The organism is Halomicrobium zhouii (assembly GCF_900114435.1).
In the GTDB taxonomy this organism is placed as follows: Archaea; Halobacteriota; Halobacteria; order Halobacteriales; family Haloarculaceae; genus Halomicrobium; species Halomicrobium zhouii.
In genome coordinates this window covers 177,657-194,385 of the sequence record NZ_FOZK01000003.1, presented here as the reverse complement: position 1 = coordinate 194,385, position 16,729 = coordinate 177,657, and the positions used below count along the sequence as shown (strand labels likewise).

Sequence of the window (16,729 nt, the reverse complement as noted above, 5' to 3'; positions counted from 1 at the left end):
ATAATCAGTCTTCCTCGCGCAGTTCCATGTACCCCAGAGCCTCCAGATGCTCGCGGTCGACTTCGTCCTCCGGTACCCGGGGGTCTTCCACGTCGCGTTCGAAAATGGAGTCAGGGATACAGCGCGAGAGGCGGGCCGCCACATCCGGGTTGTCGGCGACGACGTTTTCGGTCTCGTCTGGGTCAGTTGAGAGTTCGAAAAGCAACTCGTCGTCACCGGTGTCGATGTACTTCCAGCCGTCATACCGGACCGCTACGGCTGCATCCTGATCGTTTGGTTGGCCGAGCGCAATTACTTCTCGTGAGTCGCCCTCGAACAAGGGGGTCCCGAGGAACCTGAAATCATCCGGATCGAGGCCGTGGAACGCACAGATTGTCGGTGCGAGGTCGAGCAGTTGGCGCTGACCGGCGACCACGTCCCCGCCCTCAGAGTCTTCAGCTCGTTTTATAATCAGCGGCACGTGGAGGAGCTCATCGTACGGGTAGTTTCGATGAAAGAACTTCCCGTGTTCGTAGAGCTCCTCACCGTGATCACTTGAAAAGACGATGTTCGTCTCGTCCCAGTGGCCCTTCTCGCGAAGGTAATCAAAGAGCCGAGAGATGTGGCGCGAGCAGTAACGAACGTCCGAGTCGTAGAGGTCTATCATGAGTTGCCGGTCGGATTCAGAGACCTGGTCGGGATCCGTGCCCGCAGTCTTCATCAGATCGTAGAGACGTTCCCGATCAACTGTGCCTTCGAGGTAAGCTGGGTCTTCATCGTGGACGCCATAGGGACGGTGGGCTTCCATGTAATGGACCCACAGGAAACTGTCCTCGCGCTCGGTATCCTCGAACCAGTCGATTACCCGGTCGGTGACGCGCTTGGCACTGGTATAGCCGCTGTGCTCGAAGGGCGTCTCCGGATAGAATTTCCGATACGGTTTTTTCAGGAGGTCGTAGAGACGGTCGGCTCCCCGGTGCTGGAGCCCTTGACTGATTCGGGTGGCGACCTTGTTCACCCGGTAGGCGACTAACTCCCCAAGCGGTCTGTCGGCGTTAGCCTCGACGAAGTTATCGTCACGACCGAGATCAATGGTTTCCCCATACCCGAATCCCCCATGTACGAGTCCGATGCCAGTCTGAGTCCCAATCACCGCGGTCTCGATGCCGCCATCTTCCAGGATCGGTGCGATCTTTGGCATCGCCTCTAAGTTCTCGTACGCGAGATATTGCGATGTCTGGAACGAAGGAACCGAGATGCGAGTGTACGTCCCGTTTGCGAATGCCGACGTGAAACGAGTTCCGTCCTCAACGAGATCGTCAAGCACCGGCATGGTATCTCGCTCGTAGCCGTACTGACCGAGGTGGTCGGCCCGAAGTGCGTCGACGGTCAGCAGTAACGTCTTCATTGGAGCTTGCTCATTCGCATGGATGATAAAACATTTCGAGTCACTTCAGCGGTCAGCCCTCGACGGCCGAGAGAAAACGACCGCCATCGATGGCAGCACACAGGTCTTCGAATGCCGTGAACCCATCCGCGAGCTGCATACAGGCCGGGTGGGCGAGCACGGTCGCGGTCTTGCCCGCACATCGGTGGTCGGCAACGTGGTCAAGGACCCATTCGGCCCAGTCCTCCACGTCCCGAGACTCAGCCCCGAATGGCCCCTCGAAGTCGTCGTTAGCAACGAAGTCGCGCGTCCGGAACGAATGATAAACATGCTCGTGATCAGGTGGCGTGTTAACGGGGACGACCGTAAGCCCGTTTTCCTTGTGGACTGTCCCGTCAGGTTCGACGGTGTCGGAGAAGTGGGTGATGTCGTACTGTGAGAGGAGGTCCGCAGTGTGGCGGTCGTGACGGTAGGCGTGATCGCGCCAGGACCGAACGGTGACACCGAGATCGCCGAACGCCGCCACAGTCTTCCGAATCTCGTGAGCCTGGAAGGGGCGTGGTCCGTTCCACGAGCCTATCCGATTCCTCGTGACCTTACCTAGCGCCCGCCAGGCTGCGTGAACGGGCGTTGTGAACGCCCAGTAGTCGTGACCGCCGAGTTCGACGTTGTCCATGGCGACGAGTGTACGGACCTTTTCAGGTTCCTCTATGACGCTCTTACCGGTGAGAAACAGCGTGACTGGCACATCGTATTTACCCGCGATTCGAGCGTATTCCACGGCTGCTTCGACCTCGGTTCCGTCCATGTACGCCTGGTCGCGGGTCTCCATGGACATGTGGTGGACGTCGCCCGTGATGCAGACAGTCATTCGAGGTAGCCGAGGTCTTCGAGACGTTCCTGCACCTCTTCACCCGACGAGGACTCGAGGCCGTCGAACGGAATGGGTTCCCGTTCCCGAACCGCCGCATCGCTGAACAGATCGAGGGGCTCCCCATCGACGTCACTGGGGACAGCGCAGTCGACGCTGGTGAGCACTGTGGGGGCGACGTCGGTTATCGAGATGGTCTCCGGCAGCGAATCCGCGTCGACGTCGGGGCCGTCGGCCAGGTAAAGACCAGTCCTGATGTTCTCCGCTTCCCAGTGACCGACGTCATCGAAGACTGGATTGGACCCGATCGCGCCGCTGGTGTGCACCCCGGGCCGCTGATCGAAGACGATGTCAGGTGCATCACTGACGTAGTCGCCGCTGTAAGCCTCTTCGCTGGTGAAGACTTCCCTCGCTATGGGGGCGCCGCTCGGGTTGGTCAGTGATTCGAGGTCGGCCACGAGTTCGTCTCGCGTCGCCGGGTCGTCGTCGATGAGGTAGACGAGTCCCTGGCCGCTGGCGATGGCACGTGAGCGGTCCCAGTCGACCTTCTCGAGTTTCTGTTCGCGTTTGAACCCCTCCTCGTCTTCGGGGATAGACGACGTCAGCCACTCCGGAGCCAGGCTCGTAACGAGATCGTGCACACCGAGTTTGTGAGCCAGCTTGGAAATCTCCTTCTTGTTGATTCCCACGCCGGTGAGGGCGTCCGCCGCATCGGTCTCCGTCACCAGATACCCCTCTTCTTCGAGCCAGCTGTTGATGTAAAAGACGGTGTCGACGTCTTTACAGCCATGATCCGACATCAGCATCAGCGTCGCGTCTGGGTAGTCTTCGCGGATCGCACCGATGTGCTCGTCGATGACCTCCCAGGCGCTGCGGGTCGGTTCGCCACGCCAGAAGAAATGCTGGAGGACGTTGACGTAAAAGACGGTCAGGTGCGCGACGTCGACGTCGCCGTCGTCGAGCAGTTGCCTGAACGTCGCCAGGCGCTGGTCAATGAGGTCGACCATCGCGTCGGCCGCCGCCCGGTCCTCCTTCGACGCGACGGGGGTATCGGGGTGCAAGCGGTAGCCGTCACCGTCGAGTTGGTCGGCCAACTCCGGTGGGTACGTATAGGATTCCTGTTCGCTTCCGGGGCCGCCGGCCACCATGTACTCGTCGACGTCGAACGGCGGGTACGACATCGGGAGGTTCACGATACCCGCAGTCAGCCCTTCGTCGTTGAGATAGTCCCAGTAGTTCGCGCTCTTGAAAGAACGCGAGTTCGGCGTCGTGAGCGTCCGTGCATCGGTATCGATCTTCTCCCACCAGAAAACGCTCAGTTTGCCGGGGTTCTTTCCGGTAGAGTAGCAGCGCCAATTGGGGCACGTTACCGGGGGGAGACAGCTCTCCATGTCGGTCCAGACACCCGATTCGCGGAGCGAAGCGATGTTCGGAAGCCGTCCGTCTTCGATCCAGGGCTCCAGTAGAGCCCAGTTGGCGCCGTCGAGGCCGAGTACGATAGTGTCGGTCATGTATCAACGAGTTCGTCGTAAGTCGTCGCTGGTCTCGATCGCCGTCTCGAACGACTCGTATCGCTCGACCAGCGTCTCAGTGAGCTGATTCTCGAACGCTTCGATTGAGAAGTTTTCGACCATCGACCGGCGATCTCCGGAGACGCCGTCCCGTTCGAGCCTGTCGACTGCATCCACGATCCCACGCGGAGTCCCGTCGTGGAGAAGCCCGTTCTCGCCGTCCTCGACGAAGAGGCCGGGAAAGCCCTCGTTTCGGGCCAGCACCGGCTTACCGCTCGCGTTCGCCTCGATGGGGACGATGCCGAAATCCTCGTTGCGACCGTTGAAGACGACGGCGCGACAGGTGGCCAGGAGACGATGCTTCTCCTCCTGGGAGACGAACCCACGATAGTCGATGTTCGCGGCGCGGTCTATCAGGGCACGGACGTCGTCGTCGGCGTCACCCTCGCCGCCACAGAGGACGAGTTTCCGGTCCGTCCCGGCGGCGAACGCCTCCACGACCGCCTCGATGCCTTTCTCCTCGTCGAGCCGGCCGAGGTGGAGATAGAATCCCTCGTCGCCGTCATTGTGATACGTATCGAGGTCGAGCGGCGGATAGAGAACCTCCCCGTCGCGTTTGAAGAACTTCTTCAATCGTCGGGCGATGATGGGACTGTTGACGAAGTAGCGGTCGACGCGTGGGTCGACAGTCATGTCGCGCATGCGGAGATACCGGACGATTGGCCGGGCGAGCATCCCCGAAAGAGAGCCTTTCCGGTCGTGATAGAGGTCGTAGAACCACCGCGGCGGCGAGTGACAGTAGTTGACGTGCAGGGTGTCGTCCGGCGTGATGACAGCCCGCGTCGTCGCCCCCGATGTGACGAGGACGTCGGGATAGCCGTACTCGCGCCAGTCGACGTCCTCCCAGAGTGCGTACTCGAACACGCGGCCGAACCGGGTCTGGAATCGACGCAGGGGCGCCGGTGAGAGGTCCTGGGTCACGTCGTAGAACTCGACGTCGCCGTACGGGTTCGGGTCGTCGGGAGATGGCGTCCCAGTCGTGTAAATCCGGTCGACGTCGAGAACCTCCGCGAGTTTCGTCACGAGGTACTCGGCACCACCCCAGGCGTTGACGTGCCAGTGGGCGAGAGCGACGTCAAGATCCGAGATCGCGTCGTCGAAAGCGGCCGATTCAGACCCGTCCGCCGACGCGCCAATCATGGCCGATTCGAACCACGAGAGCGGCATAAGGGTATCGACATCTGGGGTGGCCGGGCGGTCACTGCCACTTCACCACGCCGTAGAGGTACCCGAGCCCGACGGCGCCCGTGAAAACGAAGAGCATGACGAGCTGGAGGGCCTTCTCGAGCGATGGTCCTGAAACGAGGTCGCTGATACGCGACGGAACGAACTCGGTGAGTAGCTGACCGAGAAATTCCGACTCCTCACCCGTCGACCCGGGGACGAACACCTCCATCCCTCGCTTGGAGTAGCCCTGCCAGAACGCCCTGTCCAGAAGCCAGACAGGGTCGGTGCGGTAGTCGAACACCTTGTGGGCGACCTTCGCGTCTGGATTGTAGTAGACGCGATAACCGTACTGGGCGTCGAGCCGGGCCGCGAGTTCGGTCTCGCCGCCTTGCAAGTTGGCGTCGCCCTTGCGCCCCCCGATGTCGTCCTCGAACCCGCCGAGATCCAGGAACGTCTCGCGGTCGAAGGAGATGTTCGACCCGAAGGTGTTGCGCACCTCGCCCGGCGTGTCCTCGTCGCCGTCGGCGGGCCCGAACCCGCGCTGTGTCACGCCGACGAGCCAGTAGAACTCCTCGGGCAGGAACGCTGGCTTCCCGGCAATCCAGGCGGGTGTCATACGTCCGCCGACCGCTCGGACGTCCCGGGCCTCGTAGACGTCTACAAGTTCCTCGACCCATCGTTCGTCGGCGACGGCGTCGTCGTCCACGAACGCGACGACGTCGCCCGTGGCGACCTTGGCACCGTTGTTCCGGCTCTGCAGCAGGCCGACGTTCTCCTCGTTGCAGTGGAGAACGACGTCGTCCCGGTCACCGAAATCTTTCTGGAACCGGTCGTAGACGGCTTCGTCGCCGTCGGAGACGAGGACCAGTTCCACGTCGTCGTACGTCTGGTCGAGCACACTCCGGGCCGCTTCCGAGAAGTCGCTGTATCGATCGAGCGTGTGCGTACAGAGGACGACCGAGACGCGCATATCACTCCGGTGACAGCGATGCGAGAAAGGCGTTTTCATCCGCCGATCCGCCGGCCGCGTTCGCACCCCTGGCCCGGAAATTCGGTCGGTGTGGTGGGCCGTTCGCATATAAGCGTTCGACGTCGGATCCCGGTTATATGACAAGGCTTATGGAGACGATGTGACTCCTTCCGTCCAATGAGTCAATGGCGGGGCCGCCTCGAAGAGAACCCCGAACTCGAGTCAGCCGCCGACTGGGTTACAGCCAACTACCACATCCCGGTCGTCGCACTGTTGCTCGCGTTCATGCTGTGGAATCGGCTTCGGAGCGTCTCTAACTTCGTCGTCGACGGTGAGGTACTGTTTCACGGGAACGACGCCTGGTATCACTATCGCTCGGTCTCCTACACGGTGCGGAACTGGCCGGCGACGATGCCGTTCGACCCGTGGACCTACTTCCCGTACGGCAACGCGTCGGGTCAGTTCGGGACGCTGTTCGACCAGATAATCGCCACCGCCGCACTCGTCGTGGGGCTCGGTTCTCCGAGCGACCAGACGGTCGCCATGACCGTCCTCGTCGCCCCGGCGTTCTTCGCGGCGGCGGCCGGCATCCCGACGTACGTCATCGGTCGGCGTCTCGGCGGTCGGCTCGGTGGCATCACCGCCGTCACCGTCCTCGCCTTCTCCGTCGGTTCCTTCTTCAACCGGAGTCGAGTCGGATTCGCCGACCACCACGTCGCCGAGGCGCTGTTCCAGACGCTCGGCATCCTGGCTGTGATGGTCGCCATCACGGCCGCCCACCGCGAGAAACCGATCTACGAGCAAGTCGTCGAACGTGACTTCGACACGCTCCGGCCCACGCTCCTCTGGAGCGCACTCGCCGGGTTCGCGATCACGCTCTACCTCTGGGTCTGGCCCTTCGGTGTCCTCCTCATCGGGATCGTGGGCGTCTTCCTGCTCGTCCAGATGTGCCTCGAAGTGCTCCGCGGCGAGAGTCCGGAACACACCGCATTCGCCGGTGCGGTGATGCTGGCCGTCACGGGCGTCACGATACTCCCGTCGACGCAGACCGCCACGCTGACAGCGACCGATCACTCGATCCTGCATCCACTCCTCGCGTTCGCCGTGGCTGGCGGTTGCGTATTCATGGCGTGGCTGGCTCGCGAGTGGGAAGACCGCGACCTCGACAGGACGCTCTACCCGGTGAGCGTCGGCGGCATCGTCGGCGGCCTCGTCCTCCTTACGTGGCTCGTCCTCCCAGGCGTCTTCGATTACTTCGTCAATCAACTCCTGCGGATCTTCGGGCTCGGCTTCACGACGAGCGAGGCCGGTGGCACCGTCGGTGAGGTGCAGCCACTGGTCAACTGGGAACGACAGGGCCTCGGCTACGGTATCCAGCAACTGTTCGACGCCTACGGGTTCGCCCTGTTCCTGGGTTTCCTTGGCGGTCTCGTCGTTCTTGCCCGCCACGTCTGGGACGACCACATTCCGGCCGAACAATTGCTCGTGGTCGTCTGGCTCGCCCTCATGACCGCGACGACGTTCACCCAGGCCCGTTTCCAGTACTACCTCGTGTTCCCGGTCGCGGTGTTGACGGGGTACGCGGTGAGCATCGTCGTCGGCTGGATCGACCTCGAACTGGACGGCGACGTGACGAACATCGAGGCGTACCAGGCCCTGACTATCGTCGCCATTCTCCTCGTTATCCTCGTCCCCATCGCGCCGACGGCGGTCGCCGCAGGGTCGCCCGACCAGGGTTTCAACCACCCCGACGGCGACATCCGGGCGTGGAGTGAAGGTCTCGGCTGGATGGAAGAGAACACGCCCGAGGAGGGCGCATTCAACGGGAGCGACAGTAATCTGGACTACTACGGCACCTACTCGAAAACGGACGACTACGATTACGCGCGGGGCGAGTACGGCGTCCTCTCCTGGTGGGACTACGGGCACTGGATCACGACCATCGGTGAGCGGATTCCGAACGCCAACCCGTTCCAGCAGGGAGCGACCACCGCGGCTAACTTCCTGGTCGCGCCGAACGAGACGCAGGCCAACGACGTTCTCGACGAGATGGACGAGGACGACGCGAAGACCCGCTACGTCGTTATCGACTACAAGATGGTCGACACGTACTCCAACTACCGCGGGAAGTTCTTCGCACCCACACAGTTCTACGACGAGGGCGACGTCACCCTGAGCGATTACACGCAACGGATCTACTACAACCTCCAGAACGGCGCGTACTTCCGCCTGCAGTCTCAGGAGTTCTACAACACGACGGCCGTTCGGCTCTACCAGCACCACGGGAGCGCCGTGGAGCCCGAACCGTACGTCATCGACTGGAGTCCCACACAGGTACAGAACGGCGCGACCGTCAACGCCGTTCCGCCGCAGGAACCGAACTCGTCCACCATCCGCCAGTTCGATTCGATGGCAGACGCGCGGGCCTACGTCGCGAACGACAGCACGGCCCAGATCGGTGGCATCGGCGGCAAGCCGAGCCAGCGGGTCGAAGCGATGGAACACTACCGCCTCGTCGGTGCCAGCGAACGGTCCGCGACCACGAGCAACAACTACAACCGCGGGTTGCTGTCGACCGCACTGGCACTGTTCGGCAACCAGGGCGCCGTGACAGAGGTCCAGAACCGGGCGGACTGCAATAGCGACGTGGCACTTCCCCAGGGAGACGGCTCGTACGCCTGCCTCAGCCAGGGCGCTGCTGACTTCCTCCAGCCGACCGAGCCGCGCTGGACGAAGGTCTTCGAGCGCGTCCCCGGCGCGACCATCGAGGGGACCGGCCCCGCGGACACGACCGTCCGCGGACAGGTCGAGATGCAGATGCCCGGGTCCGACGAGACGTTCACCTACCACCAGGTCGCCGAGACCGACGAGAACGGCGAATTCACGATGACCGTTCCCTACTCCACGACCGGCTACGACGAGTGGGGTCCCGACGAGGGACACACCAACGTGAGCGTCCGGGCGAACTCCAGCTACCAGTTCCAGACGGCGACGCAGGCCGACAACGGAACCGTCTACTCCTGGAGCGGAACGACCGACGTCACCGAGGGCCAGGTCATCGGGAAGGACGACTCGGTGTCGACTGTCGACATGGAACGGTCAGAACTGTTCAACCCCAACGAGCAGGGCAACGAGTCCGACGGCTCGGAGAACGTGACGGCCGGGAACGAGACGGACGGCTCCGACGGCGATTCGACCACCGACACGACCGGTGACGAGACGACCGAGAGCGGCACGGACGGCAACACGACCGGATCGCTGGTCGCCGTCCCCAGGGACTAGTTCTGTTACACGAGGCGGTGGCTACCCTCGCCACCGGCCGACGCCGCTAACTACTTCTCGGCGACGCTCTCTCGACGCCACTCGACGAAGTCGGGAGTGGCGTCCGATTCGTCGAACCGTTCGATCGGGACCACCTCGTAGGGGTGGCGCCGTTCCACCAGTTCGACGACGTCGTCGTAGCGGTCGGCAGTCGTCTTGACCACGAGTATCGCCTCGTCTGCGAACTGTACCGCACCGTCCCAGCGGTACGTCGACGTGCAGTTGACGCTGTTGACGCTCGCGGCCAGACGCTTCTCGACGAGCGCTCGTGCGAGCGGTTCGCTCTCCGAGAGCGGAACCGCGACCAGGGCTGTCGGCATAGGCGGAGTATAGATGGCCCCGCAGAAAAGAGGTCGAGGTAATCCAGATAGTACCGCAGTTTCAGCGACGATCGTCTCGAGAGTGCCGCGATGGAGTCACTCGGCGAGCGGGTTGTAGTTCCCGTTGATGTCCCACTCGTGGAGACAGTACGGGTCACCGATGAGCTTCTCGCCGTCCTCGGAATCGATACGCCAGGTGGAGACGTCCTCGTCCCAGACGTCCCGTCGCCCGCATCGTTCGCAGGTCCGCTCGGTCGGTGGGACCACTTCGTTCATACCTACACGGATCTTTCCAGGGGCTAATCAGCGTGCCGGTCCGGAGTCTGCTCACTCGAACTGCGGGAGGTCGTCGGGACCGTCGTACTCGCTCTCCCAGTCGACGTACTCCTCTTCGAGCACCTCGCTCACGACGCCGCCGAGTTCCGCCATGGCGGCGTTGATGCCCGAAACCGTGTCCCAGGAGTCGAGGTCCGGGTGGATCTCTCGCTCGCGCCAGTTCTCCGGGAGGCCGGGGGCGTGATAGCCGACGCGGGTGGCGAAGGCGTCCCAGAAGAAGTCGAACTCGCCGATCAGTTCCAGGTCGACCACGACGTCGAACGCCGTCTCCGACAGGTCCGTGTCGTCGGCCCACTTCTCGAACGCCTGTTCCCACGCGCCGTCTTCGAGAAACGATTCGAGTTCCTCGCGTCGGTACTCGCTCCCGCCAGGGTCGGCGTCGTCGTAGTCCGCCGCGTCCTGGGCGGGGTCGAGCGCTGGGGGCTCCGGCGCGTCAACGTCGAGAGTCATGTCCGGAGAGATGGTCGGTGTCGGGAAAAGGGTACCCGTTAGCACGGTTCGAGAACGACGAATCGGGTCGGCAGTGACTACTCAGCGCTCGGCGTTCTCGGCGACCGCCTGCTCGTGGAGTTCGCAACCCCGCTCGGAGTCGACGGTCAACTCGGGGACGGACGTCGGTTCGCCGTCGTCGTCGACGGCGACGTAGACGGAGTAGGATTCGGTCGTCGGGACGCGGTCGCCCGTTCGCGGATCCTCTCGAAACGCCTCCAGGCGAACCTGGACACTCGTCCGCCCGGCCTCGAAGACGTACGCCCGGATCAGTGCCACGTCACCGACCGGGATCGGCCGCTTGAAGTTCACCTGGTCCATCCGGGCGGTGACGCAGTTCTCGCCGGAGAAACGCATCGCCGAGAGCGCACCGAGTTCGTCCATCCACTTGAGGACGTTGCCACCGTGAGTCGTCTGGAGGTTGTTCGCGTGGTTCGGCTGGACCAGCCAGCGGTTCTCGATGTACGTGTCCATCAGGTCGGGCATGGCCACGAGTTTCCGACGGGAACGAAAGAGTGTATCGACCGCGAAAGAGGAAGACAGAATCGCCTGCCGGCGCCGGGCGAAACAGCGATCAGGCGGTGACGTACTGGGCTTCCCAGTCCTGTCGTGCCGACAGCTCACGCCGACCACGGCTGGTGAGCGTGTAGAAGTTCGTCCGGCGATCGCGCTGGCCCTTCTCGACCATCCCCTTCTCGACGAGTGTGTCCAGGTTGGGGTAGAGACGACCGTGATTGACCTCGCTCTCGTAGTAGTCTTCGAGTTCTTCCTTGATAGCGAGTCCGTGGGGTTCTTCGAGGCCCGCGATGACGTACAACAGATCACGCTGGAATCCAGTTAGATCGTACATGGTAACCAGCTAGGTATAAGATCTCCGTATATATCACGTTATCTGAGACGATAGAAACCAGATAACCCCAACGTTATCGTCCAGTGTGGCACCGAACGCGTTCGCTCCGGCCGGTGAAATACGTGTTTTCGGATTGTTATTACTGACATACAGTCCGCGAGCACGCACACCGCCCCCTCGTCGTCCCGGCGCTCCCCGTCCCGACAACGATAACAGGGGTGAATGAGTAGCGAGGGTGATGACCGAACCCGCCGAGTCCGGCCGGGACCTGCCGCCCCAGGGTGGGGAAGAGGGTAGCGTCACGGTCGTGGGCACGGCCCACGTCTCCCAGGACAGCGTCGACGAAGTCGAAGAGACGATCGAATCCCGCCGGCCCGACGTCGTCGCCGTCGAACTCGACGAGGGTCGGTACAAGCAGATGAAAGGCGAGGCGCCGGAGGACCTGGACGCCAGCGACATGCTGCGGGGAAACACCGTCTTCCAGTTTCTCGCCTACTGGATGCTCTCGTACGTCCAGACGCGACTCGGCGACCGCTTCGACATCTCCCCCGGGGCGGACATGCTTGCCGGCGTCGAGACCGCCGAACGACTCGGCCTCGGCGTCGCCCTCGTCGACAGGGAGATCCAGACCACCGTGCAACGGTTCTGGGCACGACTGACGCTCAAGGAGAAACTCGTCCTCGTGGGGAGTCTACTCGCCGAATTCGACGACCCGCGAGTCGTCGGGTCCGGGCTCGGGATGGCGATCGGGCTGGTGGTCGGTGTCGCCGCCGAATCCATCGTCGGTCCCGTTCTCCTCCCCGCCGGCGCGTGGGCGGGTGGAACGCTTCCGGCGATCCCCTTACTGGGGGGGTTCGCGATCGCCGCCGCGGACTTCCTGATCGTCGCGCTCGGGATCGGCCTGGTCGTGGGGATCCCCATCGCCGTCCTGCTGACGTCGCTGGGCGGCGACGAGGATCTGGAGGAGTTCGACATGTCGGACCTGACCGACGGCGACGTCGTCACCGCGATGATGGAGGAGTTCCGCCGGTTCTCGCCGGGCGGCGCCGAGGCGCTCATCGACGAGCGCGACGCCTACATCGCTCACCGACTCGTCGCGCTTCGTGAAGCGGGCTACGACGTCGTCGCCGTCGTCGGCGCGGGCCACCAGGAGGGCATCGAACGATACCTCGCCGACCCGGCCTCGCTGCCGCCGATGGACTCGCTCGTCGGACAGGAGGAGAGCGGTCGATTCTCGATCTACAAGGTCGTCGGCTACGCCATCACGCTCGCGTTCCTGGCCTTCTTCGTCCTGCTCGCGCTCGGCGGCGCGAGCCAGCAGTGGCTGCTCGAATTGTTCGCCGCGTGGTTCGTGGTGAACGCCGTGTGCGCGGGCGGGCTGGCGCTCGTCGCGGGCGCCCGCTGGACGAGCGCCGCCGTCGGCGGCGGCATCGCCTGGATGACGAGCGTCAATCCACTACTGGCACCTGGCTGGTTCGCCGGCTACGTCGAACTCAGGTACCAGGACGTCAGCGTCGCCGACATCGCGACGCTCAACGAGATTCTCGACGACCAGGAGTTGCCCATCCTGGAACTGGTCGCCCAGATGCGCGAGGTGCCTCTCTTTCGGCTCATCATGGTCGTCGCGCTGACGAACGTCGGGAGCATGATCGCGAGTCTGATCGTCTTCCCGGCCATCCTCCCGTGGCTGTCGGCGCCCATCGGGGGCGTCGAGGCGATGGGCGGACTGCTCGTCGAGGGCGCCCGGACCGGCGCCGACGTCATCTGGTCCGCGGTGAGTGGATGAACTTCAGCGCGCGCGAACTCCGGGATCTCGGGATCGCGTGGGTCACGCTCGGCGTCGCCTTCACCGTGTTACTCGAACGGGCCGGGATCCAGAGCGCGCTCCGGGGCAACGTGGCCAGCGTCGCCGGGGAACTCGGCTCGACGTTCGCCGTCTCGATGGTCACCGTCGGCGTCGGCTTCCTCTTCCACGAACTCGCCCACAAGGTCGTCGCCGTCCAGTTCGGCCAGGTCGCCGAGTTCCGGGCCGATTACAGCATGCTGTTCGTCGCCGTCGTCGGCGCGTTCATGGGCTTTCTCTTCGCCGCGCCCGGCGCGGTCCACCACCGTGGGCAGATTACGCCCAGAGAACACGGCCTCATCGCCGTCGCCGGCCCGGTGACGAACCTCGGCTTCGGCGCCGTGTTCGTCGGCGCGTGGCTCGTCGCGCCGCCGGGGATACTCACCGAGATCGCCTGGTTCGGACTGTTGATCAACTTCCTCCTGGCGGGGTTCAACATGATCCCGTTCGGCCCGCTCGACGGCAAGACGGTGCTGGACTGGAGCAAGGGAGCCTACGCCCTGGTGGCGCTCCCGAGTTTCGCCCTCGCCGCGCTCGTCGTGCTATCTGTCTTCTGAGCGCCGTCGACGAGCGAGAAGCTTTTTGATCGCGCTCTCCCCACACGTGGTATGGAGTACCGTCCCGTCCCGGAATCCCGTCTCCAGGCGTTCGAAAACGTCGCACACTACGCGTTCTCCCCCGAGGACCAGCCCGAGGAGACCGACCGGGTAACAGACCCGTCCAAGCAGTTCGGTGAGCCCCGGGCGCTGTTCGAAGACGACGAACTGACCGCCATCTGTCGGCTGCTCGAGTTCGAGGCGCGGTGCCGAGGCGAGTGGCTATCGCTCGGCGGACTCAGGGCTGTCGCGACGCCGCCCGAGTACAGACGGGACGGACGGGCGGCGACGTTGCTTCGGCAGTCCCTCCGCGAGTTCGCCGACCGGGATATCCCGCTCGTCGTCCTGTGGCCGTTCGACCACGACTTCTACGCCAGTACTGGCTGGGCCAGTGCCGGCAAACACGCGACGTACCGGTTTCCCCCTGCCGCCCTGGAACCGATCGCCGCGAACGAGGCGGGGCGGTTCTTCCGCCCGTCCCCGGACGACTGGGAACGCCTCCGTCGGGTGAACCAGGCCGACGGCGAGGAGACGTCGTTGACGCTCCGCCGGACCGAGCACTGGTGGCGCCACCGCGTGTTCGAACAGTCCGGGGCCAGACGCCACGTCTACGCGTGGGAACGCGACGGTACCGTCGAGAGTTACGTCGTGTACACCGTCGCTGGTGGCGAAGACGACCGGACGCTCACCGTTCACGACGTCGCCGCGGTCGACGACCGGGCGTTCCGCCACGTCTGCTGGCTCCTCTTCACGCACGATTCGCAGGTCGAGACCGTCGAACTGCCCGGCGACCCCAGCCACGCGCCCGGCGAGCTACTGGACCGGGTCGCCGCGCCAGAGGCCGTCACCTGCGAACTGGACCACGGGGCGATGGTCCGCGCCGCCGACGTGCCGACTGCGCTCGAAGCCATCCCGTATCCCGACGACGTCGCCACCGAGTTCGTCCTCGACGTCGAAGACGGGCTGGTCGACTGGAACGACGCCACCTTCCACGTCGCCATCGAGGACGGCGAGGCGTCTTGCGAGCGGTCCGAAGACGGGTACGAATCGGTGGACGTGTCGGTGTCCGTCGGCACCCTCTCCCAGTTAGTCGTCGGCTACGGAACTGTCGAGCGCGCACGGCGGGCCGGTGATCTGGTAATTCACGACGACGACCTCGAGGGCACACTCGACCGGGCCTTCCCGCAACGGCCCGTCGAACTCTCGGAGTACTTCTGACGAAACGGAGCCCTTTTGCCCGCGCCGCGCACCCTCACGGACATGACCGAAGAGGACGCGGACGACGCTGCAGAGGGGCTCACGTACGCCGAGACTGGCGTCGACATCGACGCCAGCGAGGCGGCGACGGCCGCACTGATCGGCGCCGCGGGCGAGTTCGAGGGCGACTACGCCGGCCTCGTCGACATCGGCGAACAGTACCTCGCGCTCGCGACGGACGGCGTGGGCACGAAACTCCTCGTCGCCGAAGCCGTCGACGACTACTCGACCATCGGCATCGACTGCATGGCGATGAACGTCAACGACCTGATCGCAGCCGGCGTCGAACCGGTCGCCTTCGTCGACTACCTCGCCGTGGAGGAGCCAGACGACGACGAGGCCGAGCAGATAGGAGCCGGACTCCGGGAGGGCGCGAAACGTGCGGGCGTCGCGCTGGTCGGCGGCGAGACGGCCGTCATGCCGGACGTGATCAAGGGGCTCGACATCGCGGGTACGTGTGCGGGACTCGCACCCAAGGACGCCGTCTTCCCCGGCGAGGCTGAGGTGGGCGACGTCCTCGTCGGCTGGCCGTCCTCGGGCGTTCACTCGAACGGGCTCACCCTCGCCAGGGAGGCGGCGACACGGAATCACGAGTACGGCGACCCCTTCCCCCACGACGAGAGCCAGACAATCGCCGAGGCACTCCTGACGCCGACGCGCATCTACGCAGAAGTCCTGGACCCGCTCCGTGAACACGACGCGAACGCCGCGGCCCACGTCACGGGCGGCGGCTGGACGAACCTGATGCGGATGGGCGAGTTCCGGTACGAAATCGACGACCCGTTCGACGTCCAGCCCGTCTTCGAGTTCGTTCAGTCGGAAGGCGACGTCAGTGACGAAGAGATGCACCGGACGTTCAACATGGGGACCGGATTCGTCGCGGCGCTCCCGGAGGCGGCAGCCGATGCGGTCGTCGAGGCGACAGACGACGGCAGGAGAATCGGTCGGGTCACCGACGGGAACGGGACCGTCAGTGTTCGGGGACTAGAGCTGCACTGACGCCCGGGGGCTCGTCACTCGCCAGTGGTCGCGTCACTCTTTTCCGCAATGCGAAGCTGCAGTGCTTCCCGGAGGTGGTATCGCGCCTCGTCGTCGTCGGAAGCCCGAAGCGCCGCCTGCAGCTGACGTTCGATCGGATCTTCACGTTCCTGCAATTCAGGGGTCATCGAATCGGTCGACGACCCGGTCGAATAAATACAGGGGCCACCGTTTACCGCGTTAATCGCTAACTAACACGGGCAGCGATGTCGGCTTCGGTGATGATGCCGACGGTCTCACCGCTCTCGACGACCAGCACTGCGGCGTTGTGATTGAGGTAGGCGTCGATTTCGTCGATGGTCGCGGTGGGCTCGACGAGCGCGATGGACTCGTGCATGACGTCCGCGACAGGGAGGTCGCCGACGTTGTCACCCGTCCGCTGGCGGATGTCGTTGTTGCCGATGAGCCCCTGGGGCATCCCGTCCCTGACCACCGGGACCTGTGAGTACCCGCGCTCGTCCATGAGCTCTTTCGTCTCGTGGACGGAATCGTCGGGAGCGACGCTGACGACCGGGGCGTGCATGAGGTCAGAAGCGCGCAGAATGCCGCCCTCTGCCTCTTCGAGCGCGTTGACGATGCGACGGAGCGTCGAGAGTCGCGGATCGACGTCTCCGCCCTCGATGCGTGCTATCAGCGGCTGGGAGACGTCGGCGCGCTCGGCGAGTTCGCTCTGCGTAAGCTCCAGTTCGGTCCGTCGCTCCCGCAGGTCCTCGGGCGTCGGCAAATCCATACAG

Annotated in this window: 17 protein-coding genes; 5 read left to right on the top strand and 12 right to left on the bottom strand. The window is 64.1% G+C overall.

Features of this window, described 5'->3' with window-relative positions:
* Nucleotides 1-4: 4 nt before the first annotated feature.
* Genes BM337_RS14705 through aglG form a run of 5 tightly spaced genes read right to left on the bottom strand, consistent with a single transcriptional unit; the run spans nt 5 to nt 5,945 of the window.
* Entirely contained in the window at nt 5-1,387 is a 1,383-nt protein-coding gene (locus BM337_RS14705; RefSeq protein ID WP_089817401.1) for a sulfatase family protein, read from the bottom strand.
* Between the two features lie 52 nt (nt 1,388-1,439).
* Nucleotides 1,440-2,204 carry a polysaccharide deacetylase family protein gene (locus tag BM337_RS14700; protein ID WP_218155574.1) on the bottom strand — a complete coding sequence of 255 codons (765 nt, stop codon included), beginning with the start codon at nt 2,202-2,204 and terminating at the stop codon, nt 1,440-1,442.
* 29 nt (nt 2,205-2,233) lie between these two features.
* Complete coding sequence (locus tag BM337_RS14695; protein ID WP_089817399.1) at nt 2,234-3,748, bottom strand: alkaline phosphatase family protein; 1,515 nt, start codon at nt 3,746-3,748, stop codon at nt 2,234-2,236.
* Nucleotides 3,749-3,751: 3 nt separating this feature from the next.
* Nucleotides 3,752-4,948: a glycosyltransferase gene (locus tag BM337_RS14690; RefSeq protein ID WP_089818159.1), complete on the bottom strand. Its 1,197-nt coding sequence runs from the start codon at nt 4,946-4,948 to the stop codon at nt 3,752-3,754.
* Nucleotides 4,949-5,006: 58 nt separating this feature from the next.
* A complete protein-coding gene (aglG, locus tag BM337_RS14685; RefSeq protein ID WP_089817398.1) occupies nt 5,007-5,945 on the bottom strand; it encodes a glucosyl-dolichyl phosphate glucuronosyltransferase in 939 nt (312 codons plus the stop codon).
* Between the two features lie 177 nt (nt 5,946-6,122).
* Here aglG and BM337_RS14680 point away from each other — a divergent pair, with 177 nt between their 5' ends.
* Complete coding sequence (locus tag BM337_RS14680) at nt 6,123-9,227, top strand: oligosaccharyl transferase, archaeosortase A system-associated (RefSeq protein WP_089817397.1); 3,105 nt, start codon at nt 6,123-6,125, stop codon at nt 9,225-9,227.
* Nucleotides 9,228-9,277: 50 nt separating this feature from the next.
* Here BM337_RS14680 and cutA read toward each other — a convergent pair whose 3' ends face one another.
* From cutA to BM337_RS14655, 5 genes are all read right to left on the bottom strand, one after another.
* On the bottom strand, nt 9,278-9,586 hold the full coding sequence (cutA, locus tag BM337_RS14675) for a divalent-cation tolerance protein CutA (protein WP_089817396.1): 309 nt from the start codon (nt 9,584-9,586) through the stop codon (nt 9,278-9,280).
* A 96-nt stretch (nt 9,587-9,682) separates the two neighbouring features.
* Nucleotides 9,683-9,862 (bottom strand): HEWD family protein, encoded by a 180-nt coding sequence (locus BM337_RS14670; RefSeq protein ID WP_089817395.1) that lies wholly within the window; start codon nt 9,860-9,862, stop codon nt 9,683-9,685.
* Between the two features lie 51 nt (nt 9,863-9,913).
* Nucleotides 9,914-10,372 (bottom strand): DUF7992 family protein, encoded by a 459-nt coding sequence (locus BM337_RS14665; protein ID WP_089817394.1) that lies wholly within the window; start codon nt 10,370-10,372, stop codon nt 9,914-9,916.
* Nucleotides 10,373-10,453: 81 nt separating this feature from the next.
* Entirely contained in the window at nt 10,454-10,897 is a 444-nt protein-coding gene (locus BM337_RS14660; protein WP_089817393.1) for an acyl-CoA thioesterase, read from the bottom strand.
* An 88-nt stretch (nt 10,898-10,985) separates the two neighbouring features.
* Nucleotides 10,986-11,261, bottom strand: coding sequence for a PadR family transcriptional regulator (locus BM337_RS14655; protein WP_089817392.1), 276 nt, complete (start codon nt 11,259-11,261; stop codon nt 10,986-10,988).
* Nucleotides 11,262-11,499: 238 nt separating this feature from the next.
* On the opposite strand from BM337_RS14655, the gene BM337_RS14650 reads away from it, so the two are divergent.
* Genes BM337_RS14650 through purM form a run of 4 tightly spaced genes read left to right on the top strand, consistent with a single transcriptional unit; the run spans nt 11,500 to nt 15,956 of the window.
* Nucleotides 11,500-13,047, top strand: a complete 1,548-nt coding sequence (locus BM337_RS14650) for a TraB/GumN family protein (protein WP_089817391.1) — start codon at nt 11,500-11,502, stop codon at nt 13,045-13,047.
* Nucleotides 13,044-13,661 (top strand): zinc metalloprotease, encoded by a 618-nt coding sequence (locus BM337_RS14645; protein ID WP_089817390.1) that lies wholly within the window; start codon nt 13,044-13,046, stop codon nt 13,659-13,661. Before BM337_RS14650 ends, BM337_RS14645 begins: the two co-directional genes overlap by 4 nt.
* 51 nt (nt 13,662-13,712) lie before the next feature.
* The gene (locus BM337_RS14640; RefSeq protein ID WP_089817389.1) at nt 13,713-14,918 is read left to right on the top strand and encodes a GNAT family N-acetyltransferase; all 1,206 of its coding nucleotides are present in this window, start codon (nt 13,713-13,715) and stop codon (nt 14,916-14,918) included.
* Nucleotides 14,919-14,960: 42 nt separating this feature from the next.
* Complete coding sequence (purM, locus tag BM337_RS14635) at nt 14,961-15,956, top strand: phosphoribosylformylglycinamidine cyclo-ligase (RefSeq protein WP_089817388.1); 996 nt, start codon at nt 14,961-14,963, stop codon at nt 15,954-15,956.
* Between the two features lie 14 nt (nt 15,957-15,970).
* Here purM and BM337_RS21225 read toward each other — a convergent pair whose 3' ends face one another.
* A complete protein-coding gene (locus BM337_RS21225; protein ID WP_177227550.1) occupies nt 15,971-16,123 on the bottom strand; it encodes a hypothetical protein in 153 nt (50 codons plus the stop codon).
* Nucleotides 16,124-16,182: 59 nt separating this feature from the next.
* Entirely contained in the window at nt 16,183-16,725 is a 543-nt protein-coding gene (locus BM337_RS14630) for a CBS domain-containing protein (RefSeq protein ID WP_089817387.1), read from the bottom strand.
* Between the last annotated feature and the right edge of the window lie 4 nt (nt 16,726-16,729).

Excerpts from the sequence above, each read along its gene's own strand:
- BM337_RS14705 (WP_089817401.1), bottom strand. The coding sequence starts at position 1,387 with ATGAAGACGTTACTGCTGACCGTCGACGCACTTCGGGCCGACCACCTC.
- aglG (WP_089817398.1), bottom strand. The coding sequence starts at position 5,945 with ATGCGCGTCTCGGTCGTCCTCTGTACGCACACGCTCGATCGATACAGC.
- BM337_RS14660 (WP_089817393.1), bottom strand. The coding sequence starts at position 10,897 with ATGCCCGACCTGATGGACACGTACATCGAGAACCGCTGGCTGGTCCAG.
- BM337_RS14695 (WP_089817399.1), bottom strand. The coding sequence starts at position 3,748 with ATGACCGACACTATCGTACTCGGCCTCGACGGCGCCAACTGGGCTCTA.
- cutA (WP_089817396.1), bottom strand. The coding sequence starts at position 9,586 with ATGCCGACAGCCCTGGTCGCGGTTCCGCTCTCGGAGAGCGAACCGCTC.
- BM337_RS14700 (WP_218155574.1), bottom strand. The coding sequence starts at position 2,204 with ATGTCCATGGAGACCCGCGACCAGGCGTACATGGACGGAACCGAGGTC.
- BM337_RS14630 (WP_089817387.1), bottom strand. The coding sequence starts at position 16,725 with ATGGATTTGCCGACGCCCGAGGACCTGCGGGAGCGACGGACCGAACTG.
- BM337_RS14670 (WP_089817395.1), bottom strand. The coding sequence starts at position 9,862 with ATGAACGAAGTGGTCCCACCGACCGAGCGGACCTGCGAACGATGCGGG.
- BM337_RS14650 (WP_089817391.1), top strand. The coding sequence starts at position 11,500 with ATGACCGAACCCGCCGAGTCCGGCCGGGACCTGCCGCCCCAGGGTGGG.
- BM337_RS14690 (WP_089818159.1), bottom strand. The coding sequence starts at position 4,948 with ATGATTGGCGCGTCGGCGGACGGGTCTGAATCGGCCGCTTTCGACGAC.
- BM337_RS14655 (WP_089817392.1), bottom strand. The coding sequence starts at position 11,261 with ATGTACGATCTAACTGGATTCCAGCGTGATCTGTTGTACGTCATCGCG.
- BM337_RS14665 (WP_089817394.1), bottom strand. The coding sequence starts at position 10,372 with ATGACTCTCGACGTTGACGCGCCGGAGCCCCCAGCGCTCGACCCCGCC.
- purM (WP_089817388.1), top strand. The coding sequence starts at position 14,961 with ATGACCGAAGAGGACGCGGACGACGCTGCAGAGGGGCTCACGTACGCC.
- BM337_RS21225 (WP_177227550.1), bottom strand. The coding sequence starts at position 16,123 with ATGACCCCTGAATTGCAGGAACGTGAAGATCCGATCGAACGTCAGCTG.
- BM337_RS14680 (WP_089817397.1), top strand. The coding sequence starts at position 6,123 with ATGAGTCAATGGCGGGGCCGCCTCGAAGAGAACCCCGAACTCGAGTCA.
- BM337_RS14645 (WP_089817390.1), top strand. The coding sequence starts at position 13,044 with ATGAACTTCAGCGCGCGCGAACTCCGGGATCTCGGGATCGCGTGGGTC.
- BM337_RS14640 (WP_089817389.1), top strand. The coding sequence starts at position 13,713 with ATGGAGTACCGTCCCGTCCCGGAATCCCGTCTCCAGGCGTTCGAAAAC.